Here is a 26,766-nt window from a genome sequence, read left to right as displayed (position 1 = left end):
ATTCACAGCGAAAAACACGATATTGTAAGCCGCTACAAATAAAAGCGATAAACAGGAAAAACCTCAATGAGTAACGCACGTCTTGAAGACTTAAATATTGCCTCTTTTACTTCCTTGGTTACACCAAGTGACTTGAAAGCTGAGCTGCCCGTTAGCGATAGCATTAGCAGCCATGTTGCAGAATCCCGTGAGATAATCAAAAACATCATGGATGGCAAAGATCACCGCCTAGCAATTGTTATTGGCCCATGCTCTATCCATGACCCGGCAGCAGCACTTGATTATGCAAAACGCCTAAAAAAATTGGCGGTTGAATTAGACGATACTCTTTATATTATTATGCGCGCTTACTTTGAGAAGCCTCGTACTACTGTTGGTTGGAAAGGTTTGATCAACGATCCAAACCTAGACGGTACATTCGATATTGATAAAGGCATTCGCGTTGGCCGCAAATTATTGATTGATTTAGCTGAGCTTGGCCTTCCTTTAGCAACAGAAGCCTTGGATCCAATTTCACCACAATACATTCAGGACTTAATCAGCTGGTCTGCCATTGGCGCCCGTACAACTGAATCACAAACTCACCGTGAAATGGCTTCTGGCCTTTCTGGTCCTGTCGGATTCAAAAACGGCACAGATGGCTCAATGACAGTTGCTGTTAATGCCATGCAATCTGTTTCTCACCCTCACTCTTTCCTTGGTATTAATGAAGTTGGTCAAGTCAGCATCGTTAACACAAAAGGAAATGCATACGGTCATCTTGTTCTACGTGGTGGCAATGGCTTACCAAACTATGACGCCGCTAACATTGCATTAAGTGAAAAAGCATTAACCGCAGCAAACTTGAAGCACAACATCATGGTCGATTGCTCTCACGAAAACTCGAACAAGAAACCAGAAAAACAAGTCACTGTCGCAGAAGATTCAACACAGCAAATTCTTGATGGCAACAACTCTATCATGGGCTTAATGATTGAAAGCAACATTGGCTGGGGCAACCAAAAAGTACCAGCCAATCTGAAAGACTTGGAATATGGTGTGTCTATCACTGATGCTTGCATTGACTGGGAAGCAACTGAGAAGTCATTGACTACTATGGCGAACGCCTTACGTGACGTCCTTCCAAAACGTCAACGTTCATAAACCTTCTATTTTCAATAAAAAAGGGTAATCGAGAAATCGATCACCCTTTTTTTTACTTCAACCATGCAATGTATAGCCAGATATTACATGAAAGCGTTATCTGTCACGGTATGATCAGTAGAATCTTTAACAGCCGTAAGGCCTGGCACTTTCTCAATTAGCGTTTTCTCAACACCTTCTTTCAAAGTCAAATCAACGGCACTACAACCTTGGCAACCACCGCCAAATTTCAGTACTGCGACTTCGCCATCAACCACCTCAACCAAACTTACTTCGCCACCGTGCGCAGCCAAGCCTGGGTTAATTTCTGAATACAATACATAGTTAATTTGATCTTCAATTGGGCTATCCGCTGTTACCTTAGGCATCTTAGCATTTGGGGCCTTAATGGTTAGCTGACCACCCATTTTTTCTGTTGCATAATCAACGAAAGCTTCATCTAAGAAGTTTACAGACATTTTTTCTATATAAACTTTCAGCTTAGGTAAATTTAAAATTTCATCTGTTTCATTTACTTCATCAGGTCTGCAATAAGCAAGACAAGTTTCAGCGTAAGGCGTACCCGGTTGCTGAATAAAGATTCGCACAGCAATCCCTTCTACTCCTTGCTTTTCTAGTAATGAAGACAAATATTCTTGGGCACCATCCGTAATTGTAATATTCATAATAACCCTTTCTAAATCTATATAACGATTGATACCTATATATTACCGCAGATGCCCAATAATTCCAAAGACCAAGTAAAAAACTAAGGTATTTTTCCTTTATTTAAAAAGCCAATTGATAACTCTTCACCTCAATAAGCCTTATTAGAAAAACCGCTAAAGATATAGGTAAATATTCATTTTTAGTATAAAGGATGTTTGCTAATATACTCCCATCAAAATTTATCAATCACGGTTCCTAACTATGTATCAATATGACGCCATAGACCAACAGCTTGTTGAAGAACGTGTCGCTCAATTTCGCGACCAAACACGTCGTTATCTTGCGAAAGAATTAAGTGAAGAAGCATTTTTGCCTTTGCGCCTTCAAAATGGATTGTATGTTCAGCGCTACGCACCAATGTTACGTATCGCTATTCCTTATGGCATGCTTTCTAGCACCCAATTACGCAAACTAGCTGACATCAGCTGCCGATATGACAGATCATACGGTCACTTTAGTACACGTCAGAATTTGCAATTGAACTGGCCTAAACTAGAAGATGTGCCAGATATCCTAGCAGAGCTAGCTGAAGTACAAATGCATGCCGTACAAACCAGTGGTAACTGTATTCGTAACACCACAACTGACCAATATGCTGGCGTGATTGCTGATGAAGTAGTTGACCCTCGCCCTTACTGTGAGCTAATTCGCCAATGGTCTACATTCCATCCAGAATTTGCTTTCTTACCGCGTAAATTCAAAATCGCTGTGAACGCAACAGAATCTGCGGACCGAGCTGCAACACAAGTTCACGACATTGGTTTGCACATTAAGAAAAACGACGCGGGTGAAATTGGTTTCAAAGTAATCGTTGGTGGTGGCTTAGGCCGTACACCAATGGTTGGTGTAACGATTTGCGAATTTATACCTCGCCAAGACTTATTGACTTACCTAGACGCCATCCTTCGTGTTTATAATCAAACAGGAAACCGTCAAAACAAGTACAAAGCTCGCATTAAAATCTTAGTGAAAGCATTGGGTATTGATGAATTCCGTAAGCGTGTCGATGCTGAATGGGCCCACCTAAAAGGAACAGAAAGCACGGTTCCTATGGCTGAGTTCGATCGTTTAGCAAGCTTCTTCTCTGAACCTGCATACGAAAACTTAGAAAACAACCCTTCCAGCCTAACAAGCAAGCTATCTAACAGTGCTGGTTATGCTCGCTGGTATGAACGCAATACTTTTGCTCATAAAAAAGCAGGCTATCGTATTGTTACTCTCACACTAAAAAAAGTAGGCCAAGCACCAGGCGATGCAACAGCAGATCAAATGCAAAAAGCTGCGGATCTTGCTGATAAGTTTAGCTTCGGTGAACTAAGAGTCAGTCATGAACAAAACTTAGTGCTATCGGATGTTCGTCAAGATCAACTTGCCGAATTGTGGGATGCTGCGAAAGAAGCAGGCTTCGCAACTCCGACCTTAGGCTTGTTAACTGACATGATTTGTTGCCCTGGCGGCGACTTCTGTGCTCTTGCTAATGCGAAGTCCATCCCGGTTGCAGCACAAATCCAAGACACGTTTAACGATTTAGATTACCTTTATGACCTAGGTGAAATTGACCTTAATATTTCAGGCTGTATGAATGCTTGTGGTCACCATCACGTTGGTAATCTAGGCATCCTGGGGGTGGATAAAAAAGGCGAAGAGTTCTACCAAGTTTCAATTGGTGGTGCTTCTGGGCACGATGCCAGTATAGGTAAAATTTTAGGACCTTCATTTGCTCAAGAAGAAATTAGCGATGTTATTCAAAAGCTAATGGATGTTTATGTCAGTAACCGTTCAGAAGACGAGCGCTTCATCGACACTTATCGCCGTATTGGCATCACACCATTTAAAGAGGCCGCTTATGCCAAAGCTAATTAAAAACGGTGAAATCATCGACAATGCTTATGTTTGGTTAGATAGCAATGAACAAGAAGTGGTATCAAACGGTATCGTTTCTGTGCAAAAATGGCTAGCTGAAAAAGACACAATTGGCTCAATTTCAGGCATTTGGCTTGACGCTGGCGACGGCGTGGAATGCTTAAGCGACATCAATCTAGATCAATTTGAAGTAATTGGCATCAATTTTCCAGCGTTTGCGGATGGCCGCGGCTTCAGCTACGCACGCCTTTTAAAAGAGAGATTGAATTACCAAGGTGAGATTAGAGCCTTAGGTAACTTCATCCCGGATCAACTTGGTTATCTTTTAAGAGTTGGGTTCAACAGCTTCCAGTTTAACGAAGGTGTAGATTTAGAAAAGGCGTTAGATTTACATCGCCCTTTCTCTGTCGCTTACCAAGGCGACGTTGCTGATCCACGACCTATTTTCTTGCGTCGATAAGCAATTTACTCCGATCCACAAAGCAAAAGCTTTACAATAAAATATCCATAAAAGGCCATTACAATGGCCTTTTTCTATTGCGTATTGCATCACTCCTGATTATCGTTACTGAATAACTCAAAGTGATTGATTTACTGAAGGAACTTAATGTGTCTAGAAAATGTGTCACTAGCCTATTAGCTGGCCTACTACTCTCTACCTCTATTTACGCTGAAACTACATATGTCTCTGACATTCAATTTGTTGCCATTCGAGAAGGGCTCGATAACAGCACAAGAGCAGTAGAAAGAGGATTAAGAAGTGGAACACCATTAGAAATTCTCGAAAGAAGCGAAGGCTACAGTAAAGTTCGCACCCCTAGTGGCAAGGAAGGCTGGGTAGCAGATTACTTCCTTAGTGAAGATACAGCAACTAGAGATAAAATGAGCGCCCTAGAGAGCCAAGTTAATCAAATTACGGAAAGCAGAAACGACATTGCAAACACGCTCAAAGCAAGTCAACAAAAAATTCAAGAGCTCATCCAAGAGAACACCCAACTAAAAAGTGACAGCAGCGCATTGGAAAAAGAACTCAGAGACCTTGCAGATATCTCAGAAAAAGCAAAAGAGATTGTATCTAAAAATGAAACCATTAGGTACGAAATGGCCAGCCTAAAACAACGTACTGATGCTGCAGTGGCACAAGCAAATCAACTACAAAAATCCAATGATCAAAAATGGTTTATTATTGGCGCTGGAACACTCTTTGGCGGACTATTCTTAGGTATCTTATTACCATCCTTACGCCGCAAAAAAGCTAGTACAGGCTCTTGGTAAGAAGAACGCACATAATGTAAGCTTAAATCTCTTTAATTATAAATAATCCAATAATTAAAGAGATTCAAGCTCTCCCTTAAACCCAACCTTCTTTATTCACCTAAAAAACGAGTGCACCACTAGAAAAAACACTCAATACAAAAAGTTTTAGCCTTTCATTTGCTCTGTTTTTGACACCAAAAAAACATTTATGCGTTATTTCTAGAATGCTTTTCACAGCCCCCTTTCTTTAATCCTATAAAATATAATAGAATAGCGCGAAATACTTGGCCAAAAATGTAAAAAGCCTTGTATAATAGCGCGCAAATTTCGTCCTCAATTATTTAGAGTAATGTAATGGCTGACTTATCAAAATACAGAAACATCGGTATTTTTGCTCACGTTGACGCGGGTAAAACTACTACTACAGAACGTATTCTTAAACTAACCGGTATTATCCACAAAATCGGTGAAGTACATGAAGGTGAATCTACAACAGACTTCATGGAACAAGAAGCTGAACGTGGTATTACCATCCAGTCTGCAGCAGTAAGTTGTTTCTGGAAAGATCATCGCTTCAACGTTATAGACACACCAGGACACGTTGACTTCACAGTAGAAGTATACCGTTCCCTTAAAGTTCTTGACGGTGGTGTTGGTGTATTCTGTGGTTCTGGTGGTGTTGAGCCACAATCAGAAACTAACTGGCGCTACGCAAACGAATCTGGCGTTGCTCGTCTGATCTTCGTAAATAAACTAGACCGTCTAGGTGCTAGCTTCTACCGTGTAACTAAGCAAGTTGAAGATGTACTAGGTGCTACTCCTCTTATCATGGTATTACCTATCGGCACTGAAGATGAGTTCGTTGGCGTTGTAGACCTACTAAGCCGCAAAGCTTATGTATGGGATGATTCTGGCCAACCAGAAAACTACAAAATTGAAGATGTTCCAGCAGACATGGTTGATCAGGTAGAAGAATACCGTGAGAAACTGGTTGAAACTGCTGTTGAGCAAGACGACGACCTAATGATGGCATACATGGAAGGTGAAGAGCCTTCTATCGAAGATATCAAACGTTGTATCCGTACTGGTACTCGTGATCTTGCTTTCTTCCCAACATATTGTGGTTCGGCTTTCAAAAACAAAGGTATGCAGCTTCTTCTTGACGCTGTAGTTGATTACCTACCAAGCCCAACTGATGTTATCCCACAGGATCTTACTGACGAAGAAGGTAATCCAAACGGCGAGAAAGCAATCGTTGACGCTAGCGAGCCATTCCGTGCCCTTGCATTTAAAATCATGGATGACCGTTTCGGTGCTTTGACTTTCGTACGCGTTTACTCTGGTAAGATCAACAAAGGTGACACTATCCTTAACAGCTTCACAGGTAAAACTGAGCGTGTTGGCCGTATGGTTGAGATGCAAGCTGATGACCGTAAAGAAATCAACTCTGCTCAAGCTGGTGACATCTTAGCAATCGTTGGCATGAAAAACGTTCAAACAGGTCACACTCTTTGTGACACTAAGAACCCATGTACTCTTGAAGCAATGGTATTCCCAGAGCCTGTAATCTCTATTTCTGTTACACCTAAAGATAAAGGTGGTAACGAGAAAATGGGTATTGCTATCGGTAAAATGGTTGCAGAAGATCCAACATTCCGTGTTGAAACTGACCAAGATTCTGGCGAAACCATCCTTAAAGGTATGGGTGAGCTTCACCTAGATATCAAAGTAGATATCTTGAAGCGTACTTACGGTGTAGACCTTGTTGTAGGTCAGCCTCAGGTTGCTTACCGTGAAACGATCACGAAAGAAATCGAAGATACTTACACGCACAAGAAACAGTCTGGTGGTTCTGGTCAGTTCGGTAAAATCGACTACCGCATCAAACCAGGCGAGCCAGGTTCTGGTTTCACTTTCTCTTCTTCAGTTGTGGGTGGTAACGTACCAAAAGAATTCTTCCCTGCTGTTGAGAAAGGCTTTAAGTCTATGATGGACGAAGGTGTTCTTGCTGGCTTCCCAGTATTGGATGTAGAAGTTGAGTTGTTTGACGGTGGCTTCCACGCAGTTGACTCCTCTGCTGTTGCCTTTGAGATTGCAGCGAAAGGCGCATTCCGTCAGTCAATTCCAAAAGCAGGCGCTCAGCTAATCGAACCTATCATGAAGGTTGATGTGTTTACTCCTGATGATCACGTTGGTGATGTTATCGGTGACCTTAACCGTCGTCGTGGTATGATCAAAGACCAAGAAAAAGGCGTAACTGGCGTTCGCATTAAAGCAGACGTTCCTCTTTCTGAAATGTTTGGTTACATCAGTACACTACGTACAATGACATCCGGCCGTGGTCAGTTCTCAATGGAGTTCTCTCACTACCTACCATGTCCTTCCAATGTAGCAGAGACAGTAATTGCTGCAGTTAAAGAAAAGAAAGAATTAGAGAAAAAGTAATTTTTTAAACACTAATTTCTTTTAAAAGGCCTGATGCATGAGAATATATCGGGCCTTTTTATGTTTCAAATACATAAAAAAGGGCGCCCTCAAAGCACCCTTTCAAACAGACGAAAGCTGGTTAAAATGGGACCGGATATTCTCTAAAGATTGCCATAATATCTGACAGGACCACATCAGACAAAGCCAAGTCAAAAGCACTCATATCTTCTTTCAGCTGTTCCAATGAAGTCGCACCAATAATAGTTGAACTTACACCATCAACTTGATCACACCAAGCCAAAGCCATCTGAGCCGCACTCAAGCCATGTTTCTTAGCAACATCAACATATCCAGCAACCGCTCTCTCTACTTGTTGAGTATCGCGGAACAGCCCATTGCGCTGTGCAAAGCTCCAACGACTGCCTTCAGGGCGAGCCCCACCAAGATACTTCCCTGTTAGCGCACCCGCAGCTAAAGGTGACCAAGGTAAATAGGCAACGTCTTCATGAACGCAATTTTCAATCAAGTACGGCCAATCTTTCGCATGCAATAAGCTAAACTCATTTTGAATCGAAGCTACTCTTGGTAAGTCATATTTATCACTTAAACGAATGTATTCATTAATTCCCCAGGTACTATCATCAGACAAACCAAAATGGCGAATTTTACCTGCTTTAATGCACGTCTCAATAGCTTGCAAAATCTCAAGCATCTGAGCAGAATGCGCTTCTCTATCCACGTCGCTGAAAGAAATATGTCCAGGAAAATGCTTCGCAAAATGAGGCGATGTACGGTTCGGCCAATGTAATTGATACAAATCGATGTAATCTGTTTTCAACCGTTGTAACGATGTCTCCACCGCCGCAATCACAGATTCTCCTGTAATCGGGCCGCCGCCTCTAATATAAGGCAAACCTGGCCCAGCAATTTTCGTTGCCAGTATAAATTCTTCACGACGAGACGGATTACGAGATAGCCAGTCACCAATGATGGTTTCTGTTTTTCCATAGGATTCAGGAGTCGGTGGAACAGAATACATTTCGGCGGTATCAAAGAAATTAATACCGTTTGCTAAGGCATATTCAATTTGAACATCAGCATCAGCCTGATTATTTTGAGTACCCCATGTCATGGTGCCCAAACAAACTCGAGAAACCTCTAAGCCTGTCCGACCAAGTGGCGAATATTTCATCATTTATGTCCTTTATATTTAAGCAGCACATTAAAAGCACCACAAAATAAACCAAAGGATCAATGTAATAAAATTTTCGTCATCAAGCCAGTTTTATCAATGAAAACAATGAGGATCTTAGCTTTAAGGTTTCGATTCCAACAAAGGTTCGTAACGCTTGTCTGTTAATGTTTTCAAGAAAGCAACAATGGCATCCACTCTTTGATCTGGTAAAGCTGGACCCACTTCCAAATCTGCAAAGTCTATATTTTCCGCCACCTCAGGTTCACCCCACGGCTTACCCGTTTCAGGATTAATGGTACGAGTTGGATTGTTGTATTTATCGTAAAATAGAACAACTGTACGTAAATCCTGAAACACACCGTTATGCATGTAGGGCCCAGTGACCGCGACATTCCTCAAGGAAGGTACTTTGAACTTCCCTGCTTGAGATGGGTCTGTAATCTCTGGATGATCCAACAATCCTTGATCAATTAAACCATTATGGTGGGCAGTTAAAGACACATTGGCAGGCACACCTATGTTGCTATACTCAAAGTTTGTAAAGGTTTCTTGATCATAAAATGGTGAAGGGTTTAATTGATGACAAGCATTGCAATTCGTAAACTGCTGAGAGAAGAATAATGTCTTACCCAACTCTTCTTCTGGTGTAAATTTATCCTCGCCACGTAACACACGATCGTATTTTGAATCAAAAGGCATAAATAGAGCTGTTTTTTCAAAAGTAGCAAGCGCATCGGCAATGGCCACATAACCTTTCTCAGAATCTTCTAAAATTCCATCACCATATAAGTCATTAAACAATGACACATATCGCTGATTTTCTTTTACTCTATCAACAACAGCAGCGCCATTAGGCAGCGCCATTTCCAGTGGATTCAAAAACGGGCCTTGTGCTTGCTCCACTAAATCAGACGACCGGCCGTCTAAAAATTGACCACCACGATATTCACCATCTTTCATACGATGAAATGGTGGGGAAAAAGCCGCATAAGCTGCCGTCGGTGTATTACGAGTTCCTACCGATTGACCATCACTACCCAATGAAACCGCACCAGAAAAAACATCGTTTCTTTTATCGACAAAGCCATTCGCAATATCATGGCAGGTTGCACAAGATTGATTACGTTCCTTTGATAAGTTTGTATCAAAGAACAGTTGAGAACCCAATAATGCTTTAGGGTCTGTAAGTGGAATCGGAAGCTCGTGGGTAACCTTAGCTGCTTTAGGTTGAGAAGGAACCTGCTTAGGTTCACTGCATGCAGAAAGAAATAGAGAAACGGCAATCACACCAAGAAAAAAGCGTAGCATTGTATTTTAGCCATCAAATAAATAAGTCGTCGAATAATACACCCACGCTGAATATGAGTAAAACGCTGACAACTATTCTCATTAACTTAGACGTAAAAAAAGCACCTAACTAGATCCAAATCAAGAAAATAGTAAGGCGCTTTCTCAGTGCAAGACAAAAAATTTAATTTTGATCTGGCAAGGTAACATTTAACTCTAGCACCGAACAATCATCGGTATTATCAAGCTGTATTTGGACATCTTCACTGCCAATTTGCACGTACTTACGGATAACATCAATAATCTCTTGTTGCATCTGAGGTAAGTAATCAGGTTGATGTCGCTTAGTACGCTCGTGAGCCACAATGATTTGCAAACGGTCTTTTGCCACAGAAGCTGAACTAGGTGTATTTTTACTTTTAAAGTAATCAAAAATGCCCACTCTAACCTCCTAACAAACGTTTTATAAAACCTTTCTTCTGAACAGTCAAAAAGCGCAAAGGACGCTCTTCACCCATCAGACGGTCTACTGCATCCATATACGCTTGACCCGCTTCAGATTCTGTATCCAAAATAACAGGAGCACCTTGATTCGATGCCTTAAGCACGGCTTCCGATTCAGGAATCACACCTAACAAAGGAATCGCTAAAATATCTTCAACATCAGAAACGCTCAACATCTCACCTAGCTCAACACGCTCAGGATGATAACGAGTCAATAATAAGAACTCTTCGATTGGCTCAGCACCTTCTTCTGCTCGTTTAGACTTACTTTGCAAGATACCAAGAATACGGTCAGAGTCACGAACAGATGACACTTCAGGGTTTGTCACGACAATCGCTGCATCAGCAAAATACAAGGCCATTTGAGCACCTTTTTCGATTCCTGCTGGCGAATCACAGATGATGTAATCAAACTCTTTAGAAAGCTCTTCCAAGACTTCCTGAACACCTTCAATTGTTAAGGCATCTTTATCACGAGTCTGAGACGCCGGAAGGATATACAAATCCTTAGTGCGTTTATCCTTAATCAGAGCTTGCGTTAAAGTTGCTTCCTTGTTGATTACGTTTACAAAATCATAAACCACACGACGCTCACACCCCATGATTAAATCAAGGTTTCGCAAGCCTACATCAAAATCGATAATGACGGTTTTATGCCCTTTCAACGCAATACCAGTACCAATTGCTGCACTGGATGTTGTCTTGCCGACCCCCCCTTTTCCTGAGGTGACCACTATAATCTTTGCCAATGTTATATCCCCCGATAACCCCAAAAAGAGTACATCAAAATAATCTAATAAATACTAAAGCGGTGTAACTTCCAAGCTATCGTCAACTAATAGCACTTGAGCGCTATCTTTCCAAACAATATCTTGTAACGCATCGCTCAACATAAAATTGCCTGCGATTGAAACCAGTTCAGCCTCCATACTCTTACAAAAAATTCGCGCTTCTCTATCTCCTTTTACACCAGCCAAAGCTCGACCTCGCAATGGGCCATAAACATGAATGTTGCCATCAGCCAAAACCTCTGCCCCAGCACTGACTTGTGCTAAAATAATTAAATCACCTTCTGCATAAACTTGCTGACCAGAACGAATTGGCTTAGTAATGACCTTGGTCGCTTGAGGTACTAAACGCTCCTCCACAACTGTTTTTACAACAACATCTGGACTTACTTCTTCTTTTATCTCTGGCACTGTTTGTATCGCCCGCGCTTTACTGGCAGGCAATAATGGAATGCTAACTGAGCCTTTCCACACAGGTAAGCTTTCAGGATGACAACGCCAACCGATAACCCCAAGTCCAAGAGCACTCACCGAGCGAATTAAAGCTTCAAATTCGTCTAGGGTAATACCGCGCTTCATTTTCGAAATATCAATAATGATAGGCGCCTGATTAAAAAAGTGTGGCACCTGTTCAATTTTTTTCTTTAGCTGAAAAGTAATGTCATCTAGCGAAAATGTCTGAACTTCTAACAATATTGTCGTAACAACACTTCCTTTGAGTTGGAAGCATGAGTCTGTCATGTAAACAGTCCTTTTTTTAATTCTTTAGTACGGCTAATTCGTATAAAAGACACGAATCGTCTTGATAAGCATACAAAAATCTATTCTATCAAGCTGAATGATTAAAGAAAGATACCAAAACAGAGTTTTTACACTCTCTCAAATATTGCTCTTGCTCTCTAATAGTGCCAAGAATAACGTATAATGCTCAATAATAAACGTAACTTTAACCATTTGATTTATTTAATTTTTTACAACTTACTTACATACTTGTTCCCATTAATCTGGGGAAAACTTTTGCACCATAAAAAACCATTGTAAAAATGACGTCTACCCCTCTGAATGTACAATAAATTCAGGTGCTAAACGACTCACGCCTAAGCCACTTTGTTTCGTCAGCTTAATTTGCACAGGAATACGTTCTTTTAATGCACTAATATGGCTGATGATTCCAATGGTTTTCCCTGAAGAGTGTAAGTTATCCAAAGCATCTAAAGCAGACTCTAATGTTTCGCTGTCTAAAGTGCCAAACCCTTCATCCAAGAACAAAGAATCGATGCTGGTTTTATGGGAAACCAAATCAGAAAGAGCCAACGCTAACGCCAAGCTCACCAAGAAAGATTCTCCGCCAGACAAGGTTTTTGTGTCGCGGGATGCATTTGCTTGCCAAGTATCCACCACAGACAATGACAAAGCCTCTTCCTGCCTTTTCAGCTGATAACGACGATGTAACACATTCAGATGCTGATTTGCCAAATACACCAAATGATCCAAAGTCAGGCTTTGCGCAAAACGTCGGAATTTCGCACCATCCGCAGAACCTATCAAATGATTTAATCGTTCAAGATGAACCACTGCTTCCCGCAAAATTCGCAATTCTTCTACAGACGCTTTTGCTTGCTCTCGACGTTGCTTTTCCTCTTCAATTTTATTCGCCACTTCCCCCCAATTGCGATTGAGCAATTGTCGTTGATTTTCTAATTGCTCAACCAGCACAGATAACTCTTCAAGAGAGTTTGTGTCTATTACATCACTTATGGATTTGTTATTAATGTGTGACGCTATAGAAATTTCCGCCTGCTTTAACAATGCAGCTTGTCGCGTGTTTACATCTTTTAACTCACTATAAGTCTGCTGCAAAGTAATAAGCTCATCGTGAGATAAACACGCCATCTTCCAGGATGAAACACCCTCAAAACCTTTCTCTTTAAGCACACCTTGCCAAGCAGACTCTGCCATTTCCAATTCAGCTTTTAGAGCTTGCAACGATTTATCAAGCGCTTTCAAAGTCGCTTCTGATGCAGCCAATGTTTTCTGAATCTGTTCGTACTGCTTTGAAATAGACTCTAATGCTGATCGACTGGACTCTAAAGACGCCTGAGCGTCAGAACGATATTGAGTAAGTGTTTTCTCTCCTAATTTTTCAAAAAGACTCGTATCAATCGTTGCCAGTTCATTTTTCAAATCCGTTAATTGAACTTGTATTTGCTCTAGCTCTGCAGAATTGTCACTCACACGTGATTCTAACGACGTGGTTTCATAACCTAACTGGTCAACGTGCTGGCGCTGAACATCAAGATTGTTCTTGGCCATTCTCCATGACTGCAAAGAAGTCTGTAATGCCAACAAAGAATCACTCAAAGGTGATACGAGATATTTTTCTGGAACACCAGCAGATTGAATGGAAGCCATTAAGGATTGAGCAACTCGATCTTTTTCTTGAGTGATTTTGTGCTGCTCATCCAACTTGCTCTCAAAAGTCTGACGAAGCAATCGGCCTTGAGATTCTTGCTGCTGAAGTTGTAATTCTATCTTCTGCAACTCCGCTGTCGCATTATTAAACTCTTCTTCTAAAACCAAGCGCTGCTGATGCTTTTCCAAAACAACCTTGTTGGTTTCAGTCACTTGAGTCCAATCTTTTTGCACTGTTTCCATTGTCGCTTTGATGGTTGTTTCTTCAAGCACTTCGCCCGCATCAATTGCCAAATGATTTAATAACGCAAACAGAGAAGCTTCTAAATCTGCCAAGGCTGCCATTAAGGATTGTCTTTGTTCGAGACGCATTTCTTTTTCGCTATCGGATACTTTCTGGTCAGACTTTAACGCCAAACCAGATTGCTTAAGCACTTCCAATTCCGCTTGTAGAGCGTCCAATCTTTGCTGATTTTCAACATTAGTTGCTTGATGCAAGGCATGATCTAAATCGTGCTCGATAGAGCCACACAAAGGACAATAATCTTGCTCAGTTAAACTTTCTCTTAATGTATTTAGTGCAATAATATGGCGCTCAGCATCCACCAGTTTGGCAAGATCTAAACAATGATGGCTTTTCTCTTTATAGGCTTTTCGCTGTTGTAAAAGCTGCTCTTCTTGTTGAAGAACTTTATTTTCTAACGCTTGAATCGCGCTATTAAGATTACCAAGTTCAATTTGCTTCGCTTGATACACTTGATATTGTTGAACAAGCTCTTGCACTTTTTGTTGCCTTGAATCCCGTTCACGAACATATTCTTGCCATTCATTCAATTCACGGCCGGAGGAAAGACGTAAATAATCTTCAAGGATATTTTTCCGCTGTTGATCCAAATTAGCGACAAGGTTGCTCTGTTGTTCTTTTTGATCTTTACTGGCAGCAAAGCTTTTCAGTGCAGCGTCTAATGCGTTTTTTGATGCCCCAATATCAGCCGCCAAACTCGTTAGAACTTGATCTTGCGCCTGAATAGAATCTTGTTGGTATTGCCAGTTCGATAACTGTGCTTCAATTTGCTCAGGTGCTTGCCATTCTGACAAGCTAGCTTCACTTTTCTGACAGAGTAATTGACCCTGTTTAAGCTTTCCTTTTAAAACTTCCAATTCTTTTGAACTAGATTGATGCTTTTGATTAAGCTCTTCGTGACGTTTGCTAACGCCAATTAACTGCTCATTAATATTTTCACGGCGAGAAACCAAAGGCTGAATAACATTAGTTACTTCGTTATTCAGCTTCTCCCATTGTTGAGTCTGCTCATCATACGCCAATTTAGAGGCTTTCATTTGCCCTTCAAGTGCCTCAGCAGTCGCGGCTTGCTCAGTTTTCTGTTGAAGCGCTGCTGCTTTTTCTTGTTCAAGCTCAGTTGTTCGCTTGACCATTTTCGTCAGTTCGTCATATTGAGACTGTAAATTATTGGCCGTTTCAGCTTTATTCAATAAAACCAATTTAGGCTGAAAGTTTTCTAGCGCAGCAATAGCATCCAAGCTTTGCTGTTTAGTTTGTGTCAATTGTTTCGTCAGATGAGATTCTGTTTGACGCCACTCTAAACTTTGCTGATGCTGCTTTAAGCTATGAGCAAGCGCTTTATCCTGCTCTTCATATTTTCTTTCTTGTTGAACCAAAGCATCAACTTCATCATTATTCAGTAACTTTCGCTGGGCATTAATGGCTTCTAATTGGGTGATTTTTACCTTTTCAGTTTTGTGCTTTTCAAAAACCCATTTAGAAACCTGTCCATAAATTTCTGTACCGGTAAGTTCTTCCAATAATTCTGCACGATCGTTCGCTGAAGCATTTAGGAAAGCAGAGAATCCACCTTGCGCCAGCAACATAGATTTAGTGAAACGAGAAAAATCCAAGCCTGTAATTTCTGCGATTCTATCGATTTTCTCATTGATTTTAGTAGTGATAATCGTGCCGTCACGCTCACACAATTCGCATGTCATTGGTTGCAATTTGCCATCGCTGCTGCCTCGCGCACGACGCTGTCCCCAAAAAGCTCGATAGCCTTTACCTTTTATTTCAAATTCCACTTCCGCAAGGCACTCTGCCGTATGACGCGTCATCAACTCATTTTGACTAGGCGAGACTTTCAATCGCGGTGTTTCATGATACAAAGCCAAACATATCGCATCGAGCAAGGTAGACTTACCAGCGCCTGTTGGCCCAACAATGGCAAACACACCAGCGTCATCAAAAGGCGCTTTGGTAAAATCAATTTCCCACTCACCTTTCAATGAATTTAGATTTTTGAGTCGAAGCTTACAAATTTTCATTCTTGCTCCTCTTCATGGCTTTCATCGTTTTCTTCACTGTTCTTGTTTGTTTTTTCTGAATGCGCGTTTTCAATCGCTTCGACATCGTCAGATAACCCATTTTGAGACTCTTCCATTTCAGCAAGACAAACATGAAATAGTTTTGTCAGAGTCTTCGCATCTTCCTGTTCAATGTCCAAATTAGTTTGCAGGCTTTTCTCAAAAACATCACCAACGGTTAACTCAGACAAAGTTTGGCGAGATTCAAAAACATCAGCCCTTTTTTCCAAAGTACTCTTTCGCATCACTCGCAGCAGTTCAATCGGTTTATCGTCGATCACTTCCATTATGCGCTTCTGCACATCACTCAAATAATCATCCGCAATGATAGTCACCTCTAACCAAAGCGTCTGACCTGGCTTTACGCCTTCTACAAGACCTTTTTCATTAAGCTGCTTTGTCACCTCTTTTAAACTTCCTTTAAGGCTCGCCATTGGCTGGAACATAGGAATATTCACTAATTTAATCGGCTCTATCTTGTTTTCTTCAGGCCCACTAGCGAAAAGGTCTCCCATTACAGGAAGTTCTTTCTCCTCCAACTCTTCTACAAATAAATCCGTATCAAGAATCACAAGCGTTTTTTCTCGCCCTAATTCGTCAAAACTTAATGGAATTGGCGAGCCACTATAGCGAAAGCGACCATCTTTGGTAATCGCCTGCGCTCGGTGAATATGCCCAAGGGCAAGATAATCAAAGGCAGGAAATACAGACGTCGGCAACGCTTCTAACGTTCCCACATAAAGGTCACGAACCGATTCACTGGCTTGCCCTCCCATCGCAGTAAGATGGCCCGTTCCGATAATCGGCACAGGCATTTTTAATGTTTTATTCTTCTCTCTAGCAAGCAGGTAAACTTGTTGATAAAAATCACTTATGTGTTGCATCAACCCGATTTTTTTATCTTGCTCTGATTGACCAGACAGACTCTTCATCACATCTTTAGGACGAAGGTAAGGCACAGCACAAACCCAAGCAGCGATTTCGCCTTGCTTGTTCATCAATGGAATAACATGGGCTTCAATATCATCAAGGTTAGCTTGGCTGGAAACCTGGGTATCTAGATAAGACAGGAGGCTTTTAGATTCATTGAGCATACTTACAGAATCATGATTTCCAGCCACAATGACTAGCTGACACGCTCGTGCCTTCATATCTAACACAAGCTGGTGATACATCTCACGGGCATAACTTGGTGGTGAGCCAGTATCAAAAATATCGCCAGCCACAATCACCGCATCAATATTTTCTTTGCCCACTAGCACCAACAACCAATCGATAAAAGCTCTATGCTCATCACGGCGGGACTTCCCCATAAAATGCTGACCAAGATGCCAATCTGAGGTGTGTAGGATTTTCATCAATACTCTCCAAAGCAGTATTTGTTATGCAAGCGCGGGCAAAAGCTAACGAACAAAATATAATTGTGAGGTTCGGATTCTAAAAGGACGAAGCGCTTGCTCCCAATCCTTTTCGGGTAGGTTTTGACCATGATAAATAATATGTAATGACGTGCCTGATTCAGCAACAATCTCATTTAGGAAAGTAATGAATACCTCATCTTCTAATGGGTGACCTAAACTTCCAGAAGTAAGTTTAAAAAACGCCTTTTTTTGAGTAGAAATTTCTCCCAGAACCTCACGCCAATAAGACTCAAACACACCATTATCAGAAGAAGACACAATCAAAACAGGAAAAGCACTCAAGTCCATTTCATAAAGCAGGCGCCCTTTTCTTACGCCTGATAAAGTCTGAACCCCTAATGAGTCATTAATGACCAGCGCTGTTATTTTTTGCCACTCATCCTTAGAAAACGCACCTTTCTGTAGAATCACTTTAAGCGGCGCACCGGCTTGATTTAATACCATGCATTCAACAAAATTTTGTGCTTTAGAGTCGTATTCTTGAGATGCAGATACGAACACTCGATCACCAAAGGAGTCATCACTTGGACCTAATAGCGTTATTTCAATATTAGAGTCATCCAGCGAATTCAAAGCCAAGACAGAAAATACAGCAGAAGCGGCTGGCGTTTGTGTACTTAACGCCATATCAGAGAATATCGATGTTTGGCAGGATAAAAGGGATTCACAGTTATTCAGATCATAAAGACGACATGCACCACAGGCCCCCGCTCGGCAGCCGTAACGGACATCCGCACCCTGAGACAACAGAGACGACAGCAAATTGTCTCCTGTTTCTGCAGCGAATACATCCGCATCTAATTTCACCGTCAATTCGTGAGAGCCCATTACCTCAACCTAATCAAATTATGATGTTGATATTATGCCATACTCTGATCATCGAGCCGCCTTTAAAACTACATTAGGATGTTTAAATTCAGGCTATAGATGATTACCATAGAGCACACTATTCAATGCATCTCTATTTAGAGTTTATTCACTTTCATCAAGGATTGTACGATGTCTAGCTATAACGAATCCCAAGAAGAAATATCTCAAGCCACTGAAGGCTATGTAATGCAACAAACCATGTTACGCATTAAAGATCCAGCAGTGTCATTAGAGTTTTATCAAAAAGTGTTAGGTATGAAGCTGTTGGGCAAATACGATTTTCCAGCGATGCAATTTACGCTTTACTTTTTAGGCTATGAAAACGAAATACCAGAAGGCGACGATAAAACTAAAACCGAATGGGTTTTCCGTCGTCCTGCCTTGATTGAGTTGACTCATAACTGGGGCAGCGAGAAAGACGACAATTTCCCAGGTTATCACAGTGGTAATGAAGACCCTCGTGGCTTTGGACATATCGGCATTAGCGTACCAGACGTGTATGCAGCCAGTGAACGCTTTGCCAAGTACGATGTGGAATTTGTGAAAAAACCAGACGATGGCTCAATGAAAGGATTGGCTTTTATCAAAGACCCAGACGGTTATTGGATTGAGATCCTATCTGCAGAAGGCATTACGGATATTATTCTCTCTCAATAACGACACCTAAGTAACAATAGAAAACATTAAAAAGGGAGCCATATTATCTGCTCCCTTTTTCATTGGATGCCATTGACAAACTTGTGATCAATGAACTCTAAACCGCCTTCGGTGTTGACGCCAGCAACGCCACGAGCAGTCGCCAGAAATCTCCTACAGAATCAATCTCCATACGTTCCGTCGGTGAATGCGCACCTCTGATGTTAGGGCCAAAAGACACCATTTCCATACCAGCGTATTTCGCTCCAATAATGCCGCACTCTAACCCTGCATGGATCACTTTCACATTGGCTTCTTGTCCCATCACGTCTTTATGAACATCAAGGAAATGCTTGAGCAACCCCGCATTTGGGTCTGGTCTCCACCCCGGATAACCATTTTCTAAATTCACATCCGCATGAATCAATGAAAAAGCCGATTTCGCCACATGAGCAAGATGTTCAATCGCAGAACCCACCAAAGAACGTACCAGTAAACAAGCGTCAAATACTTTCTCGCCTTCTTTGGAATTCTTAAGGTTAATCACGCCAAGGTTACAAGATGTCTCTGTCACACCGTCCAAATCTGCGCTCATTCTATGTACACCATGAGGTGCGCAGTAAATAGCATTCAACAGAGCCTCTTTAGCATCGGCTTCCAATTCAGAATCCACTTCTGAAGGGATAAGAGAAACCAGCAACTTAGGTTCAGTACTAACAAATTCAGTCTGAGTGCGTCTCTCAAATTCAGTAACAAAGGCAAATAACTTGCTTTCGTCCGCAGAATTTACATTAATAGTCGCGCTGGCATCACGAGAAATAGCATTACGCAAAGTACCACCAGCAAAACCACTCAGCCCAAAATCACACTCTTCTTTGAGCAGATTCAATAAACGGATCAACAAAACATTCGCGCTCGCACGGCCTTTGTGAATATCCAAGCCAGAATGACCACCACGCAAACCAGAAACAACAATCTTAAAGGCTGTTTTGTTACCCACCACAGGCAGCGCCTTGTAATGTTTTTCTATATTGATATCAACACCACCGGCACAACCTATGTATACATCGCCACGATCTTCGGAGTCTAAATTCAGTAAGATTTTCCCTTTTAATAGACCTTCTTCTAACTGTAAAGCACCACGTAAACTGGTTTCTTCCTCTATGGTAAAAAGCGCTTCAATAGCCCCGTGAGGCAAGTCGGTCGATTCCAATACCGCCATCGCTGCCGCAACACCGATACCATTGTCTGCGCCTAGCGTTGTGCCAGTCGCATGAACCCAACCATCGACAACCTGAGTCACGATTGGATCTTTGGTGAAATCATGATCCACATCGGCATCTTTTTGCGCCACCATATCCAAGTGGCCTTGCAGGACAACGGTTTCCCTGTCCTCCATGCCTTTCGATGCGGCTTTACGAATCAAAAGGTTTCCAGCGGGGTCAACATAGGTTTCTAACCCTAATGACGTCGCCCATTGAATAAGATGATCTCTCAACTGTGCCTCGTAATAAGACGGTCTTGGAGTATTGCATAGGGTTTGAAAATGTCGCCAAATCGCACTGGGTTGTAAGGTATTCAATACTTGGTTCATAGAACTCCCTTCAGATCGTTAAAACAATATGAAAACAACGGTAAAGAAGAACAAGGATTGAGGCAATCGAAATAAAGATAGGACTGATAGAGAAAACGTATCTCTTTGCTCTGAACGTAACAAACAAAAAGCAAACATCGCGATGTTAGGTTAGTATTATTGTTGAAATAAAAAGCAGCCTTATCCTAAAGAATTTAACCAGCTCTTCTTATTGAGAAGCTTGGCTCTTTAGATATTCAGTTAATAGCTTCCCTGCTTCTTCTATATGCTGCTGCAAAAAAATCAACGCCCCCTGTTTATCATTTTGTTCTATAAGCCATAACAACTCTTCGTGCTGCTGCTCACTTTCAACTCGGTATCCTAAAGGCCCATATTGAAAACCGAGATAACGAATAACTTTTTCATTTAACCCTTCAACAACCTGATGCAACGCCCCCCTGTTTGCCGCTTGATACAATACACTATGAAAATGCCAATTCATCTCTCCATACTGGATAAGAGATAAGCTTTCTTGGTTTAGCTCCGACAAAATAAGCCTAGCCGCTTTCAATTCCGTTTCACCAATGCGGTCAAAGGCCATTTCAAACAGAAGACATTCTAACCTTGACCTCATCAAATAAAGATCTTCCGCTTCTTCCCATCGAAACTCAGGAACCATAACGCCCGCTTTCCCATGAGCTGATAACCACCCTTCTGCCTTTAATGATAAAAGCGCATCACGAACCGGAATTCGACTCACCTTATATCGCTCTGACAACTCAACCTGACGCAGAGGAACACCTCTAGGTAATTGATTATTGAGTATGTCTTCTTTAATCGCCTCTTTAATATTCATAAGCAAACTGGCTACTTGGCCTTTATGTTTGAAATCAGCAAGCAAATAACACCAAACACAATCCCCCAAAACGCGGAAGCAATACCCAAAAATGAAACACCTGAAACTGTCACAAGAAATGCAATTAAAGCAGCTTCTCTGTTCCCATCATCCACCATTGCGTTTTTCAAATTCATACCTATCGTTCCAAGTAAAGCAATACCGGCTAAAGCCGCAACCATTGCCGCTGGAAAAATAGCAAACAAAGCGACAACAGAAGAGCTGGCCAATCCTGCAACTAGATAGAAAACACCTGCTGACAATCCTGCCACATAACGACGCTCTGGATCTTTGTGACATTCTTCACCAGAACAAATAGCCGCCGTAATGGCCGCTAAATTAAAGGCAAAACCACCCAATGGCGCTAAAACAATTGACGCCACGCCAGTCCAGCTAATCAAAGGCGAAACAGGAGTTTGATAACCACTACTGCGCATAACAGCAACGCCTGGAACATTTTGTGACGTCATGGTGACAATATACAAAGGCAAACCAATGCCAATTAACGCACTCACATTCCACTCAGGCCAAACCCAAACCAAGGCACCTAACTCAAAAGGAATATCAGCATAAAGACGACCATTTGATTCCGCTACAACAAATGACACACCTGCTGCTAAAACAAAAAGAACGGCATAACGAGGCATGAGTCGCTTACATACTAAATAAGTCATCAACATTATTCCGACCAGAAATACATGACTGCCCATAGCATCGAAAACAGACAACCCAAATTGAAACAACACTCCAGCCAACATGGCGCAAGCAATAGGAAGCGGCACTAAGCGCATCATTTTGTCAAAGAAGCCAGAGAGACCAGTCAATAAAGTGAGAACACCTGCAAACACAAAAACACCAAGTGCTTCGGCATAACTTATAGAACCTAAGCTTGTCGCCAATAAAGCAGCACCCGGCGTAGACCAAGCAGTAATAACAGGGGCGCGATACCACAAGGAAAGAAAGAGACAGGTGGCTCCCATACCAAAACCGAGTGCCATGATCCAAGAAACAATGACATTAGCATCTGCTCCTGCAGATTGGGCGGCTTGAAAGACAATCGCAACAGAACTCGCAAAACCTACAAGAACGGCAACAAAACCAGCGACTACCGCACTTAAACTACAATCATTAAGAATCCGTAACATAGTCACCTCTCGCTATCCATAACATGAAAAGGTGCATTGTATTTTAGATTGCGTATTTTTGTATACATTTTTATATGCTCACTGCATATTCACCATATAATTAATTGATATACATGTCAGATACTAGAAATATCTAGATCTATACTTGAAGGGGCATTAAGCAAACTCTGGGAAGTTACTTTTTCTTTCTCAAGTAACGAGCGTCACCACTTAGAATCCCTAGGCTTTTATGGCATACTTAAGCGATTATTTTTCAACTGTATTTTCGACTATAAAAGACCAATTTAATGACAGATAATAAAGTCATAGAAAACAACCCAACCCCTTTAAAATCAAGCGATTCTGTAGATAGACGCTTCTCCATTGCTCCGATGATGGATTGGACGACATCTGATTATCGCGTATTCGCTCGTACCTTAACTAAAAACACTCTCCTCTACTCTGAAATGGTGACGTCAGGTGCTTTGTTACATGGCAATCATCCAGAACGTTTTTTACGCTACGATGACTGTGAGCACCCTATTGCTTTGCAACTTGGCGGTTCTGATGCAAATGATCTGGGCAAGTGCGCAAAAATGGCCGAGCAAGCAGGTTTTGACGAAGTAAACTTAAATGCGGGTTGCCCAAGTGATCGAGTGCAAAACAGCTTGATTGGTGCTTGTTTGATGGCGCATCCTAATAAAGTCAAAGATGCCATGAAAGCCATGCAAGATGCTTGTGATTTACCAGTGACTATTAAGCATCGAATAGGTTTGGACGATGAAGAGTCTTATGATTTTGTCCGTGACTTTGTAGGTGAAATCGCCACAACAGGCGTGACAACTTTCATTGTTCATGCGCGCAATGCCATTTTGCAAGGTTTGAGCCCGAAGGAAAACCGAGAAGTACCACCGTTGAAGTATCATTATGTACATCAACTAAAACAGGACTTTCCAGACCTTGAAATCATTATAAATGGCGGCATAAAGACCATAGAAGAAAGCCAAGAACAATTAACCAAGATCGACGGCGTGATGGTTGGTCGCGAGGCTTACCATAACCCTTGGCTATTAAGCCAAGTTGATGAAGCGTTATTTCATGGTCAACCTTTGGTAACAGATCGCTACCAAGCGTTAGAAGCATTTGTTCCTTATGTGGAACGCAAACTGAACGAAGGCGAACGCCTTTTGCATCTGACTCGACATATTTTAGGCATTTTTCAAGGAATCGCTGGCGGAAAGCAATTTCGTCGATATTTGTCTGAAAAAGGTCATAAAGCTGATGCTACAATTAATGTATTATTAGAAGCCATTGATTTGGTCAAACATCATCAACACAAAGGATAAGACAATGAGTAATAAGTTATCTCAGTTAAAAGAATTCACGACCATTGTGGCCGATACAGGTGATATCACAGCAATCAAAGATTTTTTACCAGAAGATGCAACAACCAATCCATCTTTGATGTTGAAAGCGGCTCAAATCCCTGAATACGCTCCTTTTCTAGAGCAAGCCGTTGCTTGGGCAAAAACGCAAAGTAACGACAAAGAACAACAAATTCTAGACGCTGGCGACAAACTTGCCGTTATTGTTGGTACTGAAATCCTTAAATACGTACCAGGCCGTATTTCTACAGAAGTGGATGCTCGTTTATCTTTTGATAAAGACGCTACGTTGGCAAAAGCGCGTAAGCTGATCGCTTTGTATGAAGAAGCAGGCGTCTCGCGTGACCGTGTATTGATCAAAGCCGCTTCTACTTGGGAAGGCATCAAAGCCGCTGAAGAGCTGGAAAAAGAAGGCATCAACTGTAACCTAACGTTATTGTTCTCTTTCGCTCAAGCGCAAGCTTGTGCTGAAGCGGGTGTTTATCTTATCTCGCCTTTTGTTGGTCGTATTCTTGATTGGTACAAGAAATCCACTGGCGAAGAGTATACGGCTGAAACCGACCCAGGTGTGGTTTCTGTGACTGAGATTTACAACTACTACAAAGAACACGGCTACAATACAGTTGTTATGGGCGCGAGCTTCCGTAACATTGGTGAGATCGAACAACTTGCAGGTTGTGATCGTTTAACCATTAGCCCGAACTTACTTGAGGAATTGAAGAAAGACGAAGGCAAGCTAGAACGCAAACTGGTTCCTGCGACTGACATCAAACCAGCACCAGCGGCAATCACAGAAGCTGCCTTTCGTTGGGCAATGAATGAAGACGCGATGGCAACTGAGAAACTGTCTGAAGGTATTCGTAACTTTGCTGTTGATCAGCGTAAGTTAGAAGTGACTTTGGCTTCTATGTTATAAGCTTCGTTTGCATAATAAACAGGCTATTTAGAGAACGCGGTTCACTTAAAATGAACCGCGTTTTTTATTTGAGCTTTTTTACTTGAGAGTCTTATTTAAGCAATAGGAACTGACATGATTGAATTTGAAAAGATGGTTTCTGGCGAGCCTTTCAATGGCATCGACACCGACCTTCGTTTGCGCAGAGAAGCGGCTCGCCTTGCCTGTGCCAAATTTAACGCCCATCCCAGCAAAGGCAACTTACGCCATATCACAAGACTCTTCGCGCAATTTGGTAGCCTCGTTATAGAGCCAGGTTTCCAGTGTGATTATGGCTCTCAAATTCACCTTGGTGAGAATGTTTATATTAATTTTCATTGTGTCTTTTTAGACAGTGCTGATATTCATATTGGCGACAATGTTCTAATCGGCCCTGGCGTGCATTTTTATACTGTAGATCACCCAAGAGAAGCAGAACAACGTGTAACAGGCACTTGCTCCGCAAAACCGATTAACATTGGCAACAATGTTTGGATTGGTGGCGGCGCTAAAATTTTACCTGGCATCACCATACAAGATAATGCCATTATTGGTGCCAATGTCGTGGTCACGCGTGACGTTAAGCAAAATGAATGCTTTATAGGCTAAAAACAAACAGCAAATTTTTGCTTATTTGAGGCACTTCAGACCACCATCATGAACACTTCATTCAACTAGGTAAGCAATCTGCAATTGCAGAGGAAGTCTTTTACCACGCCCTATTTCCTATGTGTTTTTCGCTATACTAGACAAACATTCGCGGGAGAGGTCGCCATATGAAAATTTGGGTACTATTTTTAGCAAGCTTCATGGTGCTAAATGCTAACGCCTCAAATGCTGTCATTGTTGACGATTCACTGAATATTAAACAAGTAACGCAATTTGATGGCACGCCATGGGGTATTGCACTACTTAATGCTCAAGAAGCCATTATCACCATACAAAAAGGTGAGGCTTATCGAGTAAATTTAAGCACAGGCAATAAACAACGTCTTACGGGTCTACCAAGTGTTGATAATAAAGGTCAAGGAGGTTTATTAGATGTCGCTATATCGCCTGATTTTAACAATCAGGCTTGGTTGTATTTCACCTATGCTAAACCTTCTAACGAAGGCGCTCGAACAACATTAGCCAGAGCCATTTTATCGAACAATGGCTTAAGACAATGGGAAGATTTGCTGGTAACAGAATCCGCATCACCATTTACAAGGCATTACGGCGGCCGTATTGCTTTTGATGACAAAGGCCATGTGTTTTTCTCTATCGGTGACAGAGGCGTGCGAGAAAACGCACAAGACTTAACCAATCACGCTGGCGCTATTCTTCGTTTGAATTTAAATGGACAAGTACCGGCAGACAATCCATTTGTCTCTCATGCTAATATCAAAAATGAGATATGGAGCTATGGTCACAGAAACCCTCAAGGTTTATTTTATGACCAAAGCACACAAACTCTTTGGTCAAATGAGCATGGCCCGAAAGGCGGTGATGAAATAAACCTAATTCGTCCAGCGGCGAATTATGGTTGGCCAATAGTGTCTTATGGCAAGGAATATTCTAGCTCAGAGAGCATTGGTGAAGGCACAACAAAAGACGGCATAGACAATCCAGCTAAAGTGTTTATTCCTTCTATCGCACCAAGTAGTTTGCTTCGATACCAAGGCATGCTGTTTTCCAATTGGAATGGAGATTTTCTATCGACGGCGTTGGCATTAAGACATTTGAATAAAGTAAAAATTGCCGAAAATGGTGAAACGACAGAAACACGTTACTTAGAAAACTTAGCAGAGCGCCTTCGCTCTATTGCACAGGATTCTGAAGGTGCACTTTATATCGGAACAGATTCAGGGAAACTTTTAAAGATCACCTTAGCAAGTCATGCGTCTTTGAAGTAGCTTTTACTTAGAAAAGAACCCAAAACAAAAGAGCTAAAAGAGGCCTACTTTCATTATTGAGAGAAGGCCCTTTTTC

The 26,766-nt window shown here is 41.7% G+C and carries 22 protein-coding genes; 10 read left to right on the top strand and 12 right to left on the bottom strand.

Going from position 1 to position 26,766, the window contains the following annotated elements; all coding sequences use genetic code 11:
- Positions 1-66: 66 nt before the first annotated feature.
- Positions 67-1,143, top strand: a complete 1,077-nt coding sequence (locus tag ABFY09_RS11940; protein WP_347984545.1) for a 3-deoxy-7-phosphoheptulonate synthase — start codon at positions 67-69, stop codon at positions 1,141-1,143.
- Positions 1,144-1,226: 83 nt separating this feature from the next.
- Here the strand turns inward: ABFY09_RS11940 and nfuA are convergent, their stop codons facing one another.
- Positions 1,227-1,808: a Fe-S biogenesis protein NfuA gene (nfuA, locus tag ABFY09_RS11935; RefSeq protein WP_347984544.1), complete on the bottom strand. Its 582-nt coding sequence runs from the start codon at positions 1,806-1,808 to the stop codon at positions 1,227-1,229.
- A gap of 244 nt (positions 1,809-2,052) precedes the next feature.
- Between nfuA and ABFY09_RS11930 the strand changes: the two genes are divergently transcribed.
- The 4 genes from ABFY09_RS11930 to fusA all read left to right on the top strand — a co-directional run bounded on the left by ABFY09_RS11930 (position 2,053) and on the right by fusA (position 7,416).
- Positions 2,053-3,714, top strand: a complete 1,662-nt coding sequence (locus ABFY09_RS11930) for a nitrite/sulfite reductase (RefSeq protein ID WP_347984543.1) — start codon at positions 2,053-2,055, stop codon at positions 3,712-3,714.
- Positions 3,698-4,174, top strand: coding sequence for a DUF934 domain-containing protein (locus ABFY09_RS11925; RefSeq protein WP_347984542.1), 477 nt, complete (start codon positions 3,698-3,700; stop codon positions 4,172-4,174). Before ABFY09_RS11930 ends, ABFY09_RS11925 begins: the two co-directional genes overlap by 17 nt.
- Positions 4,175-4,323: 149 nt before the next feature.
- The gene (locus tag ABFY09_RS11920; protein ID WP_347984541.1) at positions 4,324-4,989 is read left to right on the top strand and encodes a TIGR04211 family SH3 domain-containing protein; all 666 of its coding nucleotides are present in this window, start codon (positions 4,324-4,326) and stop codon (positions 4,987-4,989) included.
- Positions 4,990-5,325: 336 nt separating this feature from the next.
- The gene (gene fusA, locus ABFY09_RS11915; RefSeq protein ID WP_347984540.1) at positions 5,326-7,416 is read left to right on the top strand and encodes an elongation factor G; all 2,091 of its coding nucleotides are present in this window, start codon (positions 5,326-5,328) and stop codon (positions 7,414-7,416) included.
- A gap of 121 nt (positions 7,417-7,537) precedes the next feature.
- On the opposite strand, the gene ABFY09_RS11910 is transcribed toward fusA, so the two are convergent.
- The 8 genes from ABFY09_RS11910 to ABFY09_RS11875 form a co-directional block, all read right to left on the bottom strand.
- Positions 7,538-8,593 carry an aldo/keto reductase gene (locus ABFY09_RS11910; RefSeq protein WP_347984539.1) on the bottom strand — a complete coding sequence of 352 codons (1,056 nt, stop codon included), beginning with the start codon at positions 8,591-8,593 and terminating at the stop codon, positions 7,538-7,540.
- 120 nt (positions 8,594-8,713) lie between these two features.
- Complete coding sequence (locus tag ABFY09_RS11905; RefSeq protein WP_347984538.1) at positions 8,714-9,901, bottom strand: cytochrome c peroxidase; 1,188 nt, start codon at positions 9,899-9,901, stop codon at positions 8,714-8,716.
- A gap of 163 nt (positions 9,902-10,064) precedes the next feature.
- Positions 10,065-10,322, bottom strand: a complete 258-nt coding sequence (gene minE / locus ABFY09_RS11900; RefSeq protein ID WP_347984537.1) for a cell division topological specificity factor MinE — start codon at positions 10,320-10,322, stop codon at positions 10,065-10,067.
- Between the two features lies 1 nt (position 10,323).
- The gene (gene minD, locus ABFY09_RS11895; protein WP_347984536.1) at positions 10,324-11,133 is read right to left on the bottom strand and encodes a septum site-determining protein MinD; all 810 of its coding nucleotides are present in this window, start codon (positions 11,131-11,133) and stop codon (positions 10,324-10,326) included.
- Positions 11,134-11,187: 54 nt separating this feature from the next.
- The gene (minC, locus tag ABFY09_RS11890; protein ID WP_347984535.1) at positions 11,188-11,913 is read right to left on the bottom strand and encodes a septum site-determining protein MinC; all 726 of its coding nucleotides are present in this window, start codon (positions 11,911-11,913) and stop codon (positions 11,188-11,190) included.
- 309 nt (positions 11,914-12,222) lie between these two features.
- Positions 12,223-15,918, bottom strand: coding sequence for an AAA family ATPase (locus ABFY09_RS11885; protein ID WP_347984534.1), 3,696 nt, complete (start codon positions 15,916-15,918; stop codon positions 12,223-12,225).
- Complete coding sequence (locus ABFY09_RS11880; protein ID WP_347984533.1) at positions 15,915-17,315, bottom strand: exonuclease SbcCD subunit D C-terminal domain-containing protein; 1,401 nt, start codon at positions 17,313-17,315, stop codon at positions 15,915-15,917. The genes ABFY09_RS11885 and ABFY09_RS11880 overlap by 4 nt, the downstream gene beginning before the upstream one ends.
- A 45-nt stretch (positions 17,316-17,360) precedes the next feature.
- Positions 17,361-18,206, bottom strand: a complete 846-nt coding sequence (locus tag ABFY09_RS11875; protein ID WP_347984532.1) for a 2Fe-2S iron-sulfur cluster binding domain-containing protein — start codon at positions 18,204-18,206, stop codon at positions 17,361-17,363.
- Between the two features lie 171 nt (positions 18,207-18,377).
- On the opposite strand from ABFY09_RS11875, the gene gloA reads away from it, so the two are divergent.
- A complete protein-coding gene (gene gloA, locus ABFY09_RS11870; RefSeq protein ID WP_347984531.1) occupies positions 18,378-18,905 on the top strand; it encodes a lactoylglutathione lyase in 528 nt (175 codons plus the stop codon).
- A 97-nt stretch (positions 18,906-19,002) separates the two neighbouring features.
- On the opposite strand, the gene ABFY09_RS11865 is transcribed toward gloA, so the two are convergent.
- The 3 genes from ABFY09_RS11865 to ABFY09_RS11855 form a co-directional block, all read right to left on the bottom strand.
- Positions 19,003-20,478, bottom strand: coding sequence for an aminoacyl-histidine dipeptidase (locus ABFY09_RS11865; protein WP_347984530.1), 1,476 nt, complete (start codon positions 20,476-20,478; stop codon positions 19,003-19,005).
- A 208-nt stretch (positions 20,479-20,686) separates the two neighbouring features.
- The gene (locus ABFY09_RS11860; protein ID WP_347984529.1) at positions 20,687-21,313 is read right to left on the bottom strand and encodes a GntR family transcriptional regulator; all 627 of its coding nucleotides are present in this window, start codon (positions 21,311-21,313) and stop codon (positions 20,687-20,689) included.
- A gap of 11 nt (positions 21,314-21,324) precedes the next feature.
- Positions 21,325-22,497: a benzoate/H(+) symporter BenE family transporter gene (locus ABFY09_RS11855; RefSeq protein ID WP_347984528.1), complete on the bottom strand. Its 1,173-nt coding sequence runs from the start codon at positions 22,495-22,497 to the stop codon at positions 21,325-21,327.
- A gap of 287 nt (positions 22,498-22,784) precedes the next feature.
- Here ABFY09_RS11855 and dusA point away from each other — a divergent pair, with 287 nt between their 5' ends.
- The 4 genes from dusA (at position 22,785) to ABFY09_RS11835 (ending at position 26,690) form a co-directional block, all read left to right on the top strand.
- Complete coding sequence (gene dusA, locus ABFY09_RS11850; RefSeq protein ID WP_347984527.1) at positions 22,785-23,822, top strand: tRNA dihydrouridine(20/20a) synthase DusA; 1,038 nt, start codon at positions 22,785-22,787, stop codon at positions 23,820-23,822.
- A 4-nt stretch (positions 23,823-23,826) separates the two neighbouring features.
- Positions 23,827-24,777: a transaldolase gene (gene tal, locus ABFY09_RS11845; RefSeq protein ID WP_347984526.1), complete on the top strand. Its 951-nt coding sequence runs from the start codon at positions 23,827-23,829 to the stop codon at positions 24,775-24,777.
- A 114-nt stretch (positions 24,778-24,891) separates the two neighbouring features.
- Positions 24,892-25,404, top strand: a complete 513-nt coding sequence (locus ABFY09_RS11840; RefSeq protein WP_347984525.1) for a sugar O-acetyltransferase — start codon at positions 24,892-24,894, stop codon at positions 25,402-25,404.
- 167 nt (positions 25,405-25,571) lie between these two features.
- A complete protein-coding gene (locus ABFY09_RS11835) occupies positions 25,572-26,690 on the top strand; it encodes a PQQ-dependent sugar dehydrogenase (RefSeq protein ID WP_347984524.1) in 1,119 nt (372 codons plus the stop codon).
- Positions 26,691-26,766: the final 76 nt, after the last annotated feature.

Origin of the sequence: Marinomonas sp. 5E14-1 (assembly GCF_039939215.1) — a bacterium.
Classification (GTDB): domain Bacteria; phylum Pseudomonadota; class Gammaproteobacteria; order Pseudomonadales; family Marinomonadaceae; genus Marinomonas.
Note: the sequence above shows the minus strand (reverse complement) of the source record. Positions and strands in the feature narration are given on the sequence as shown.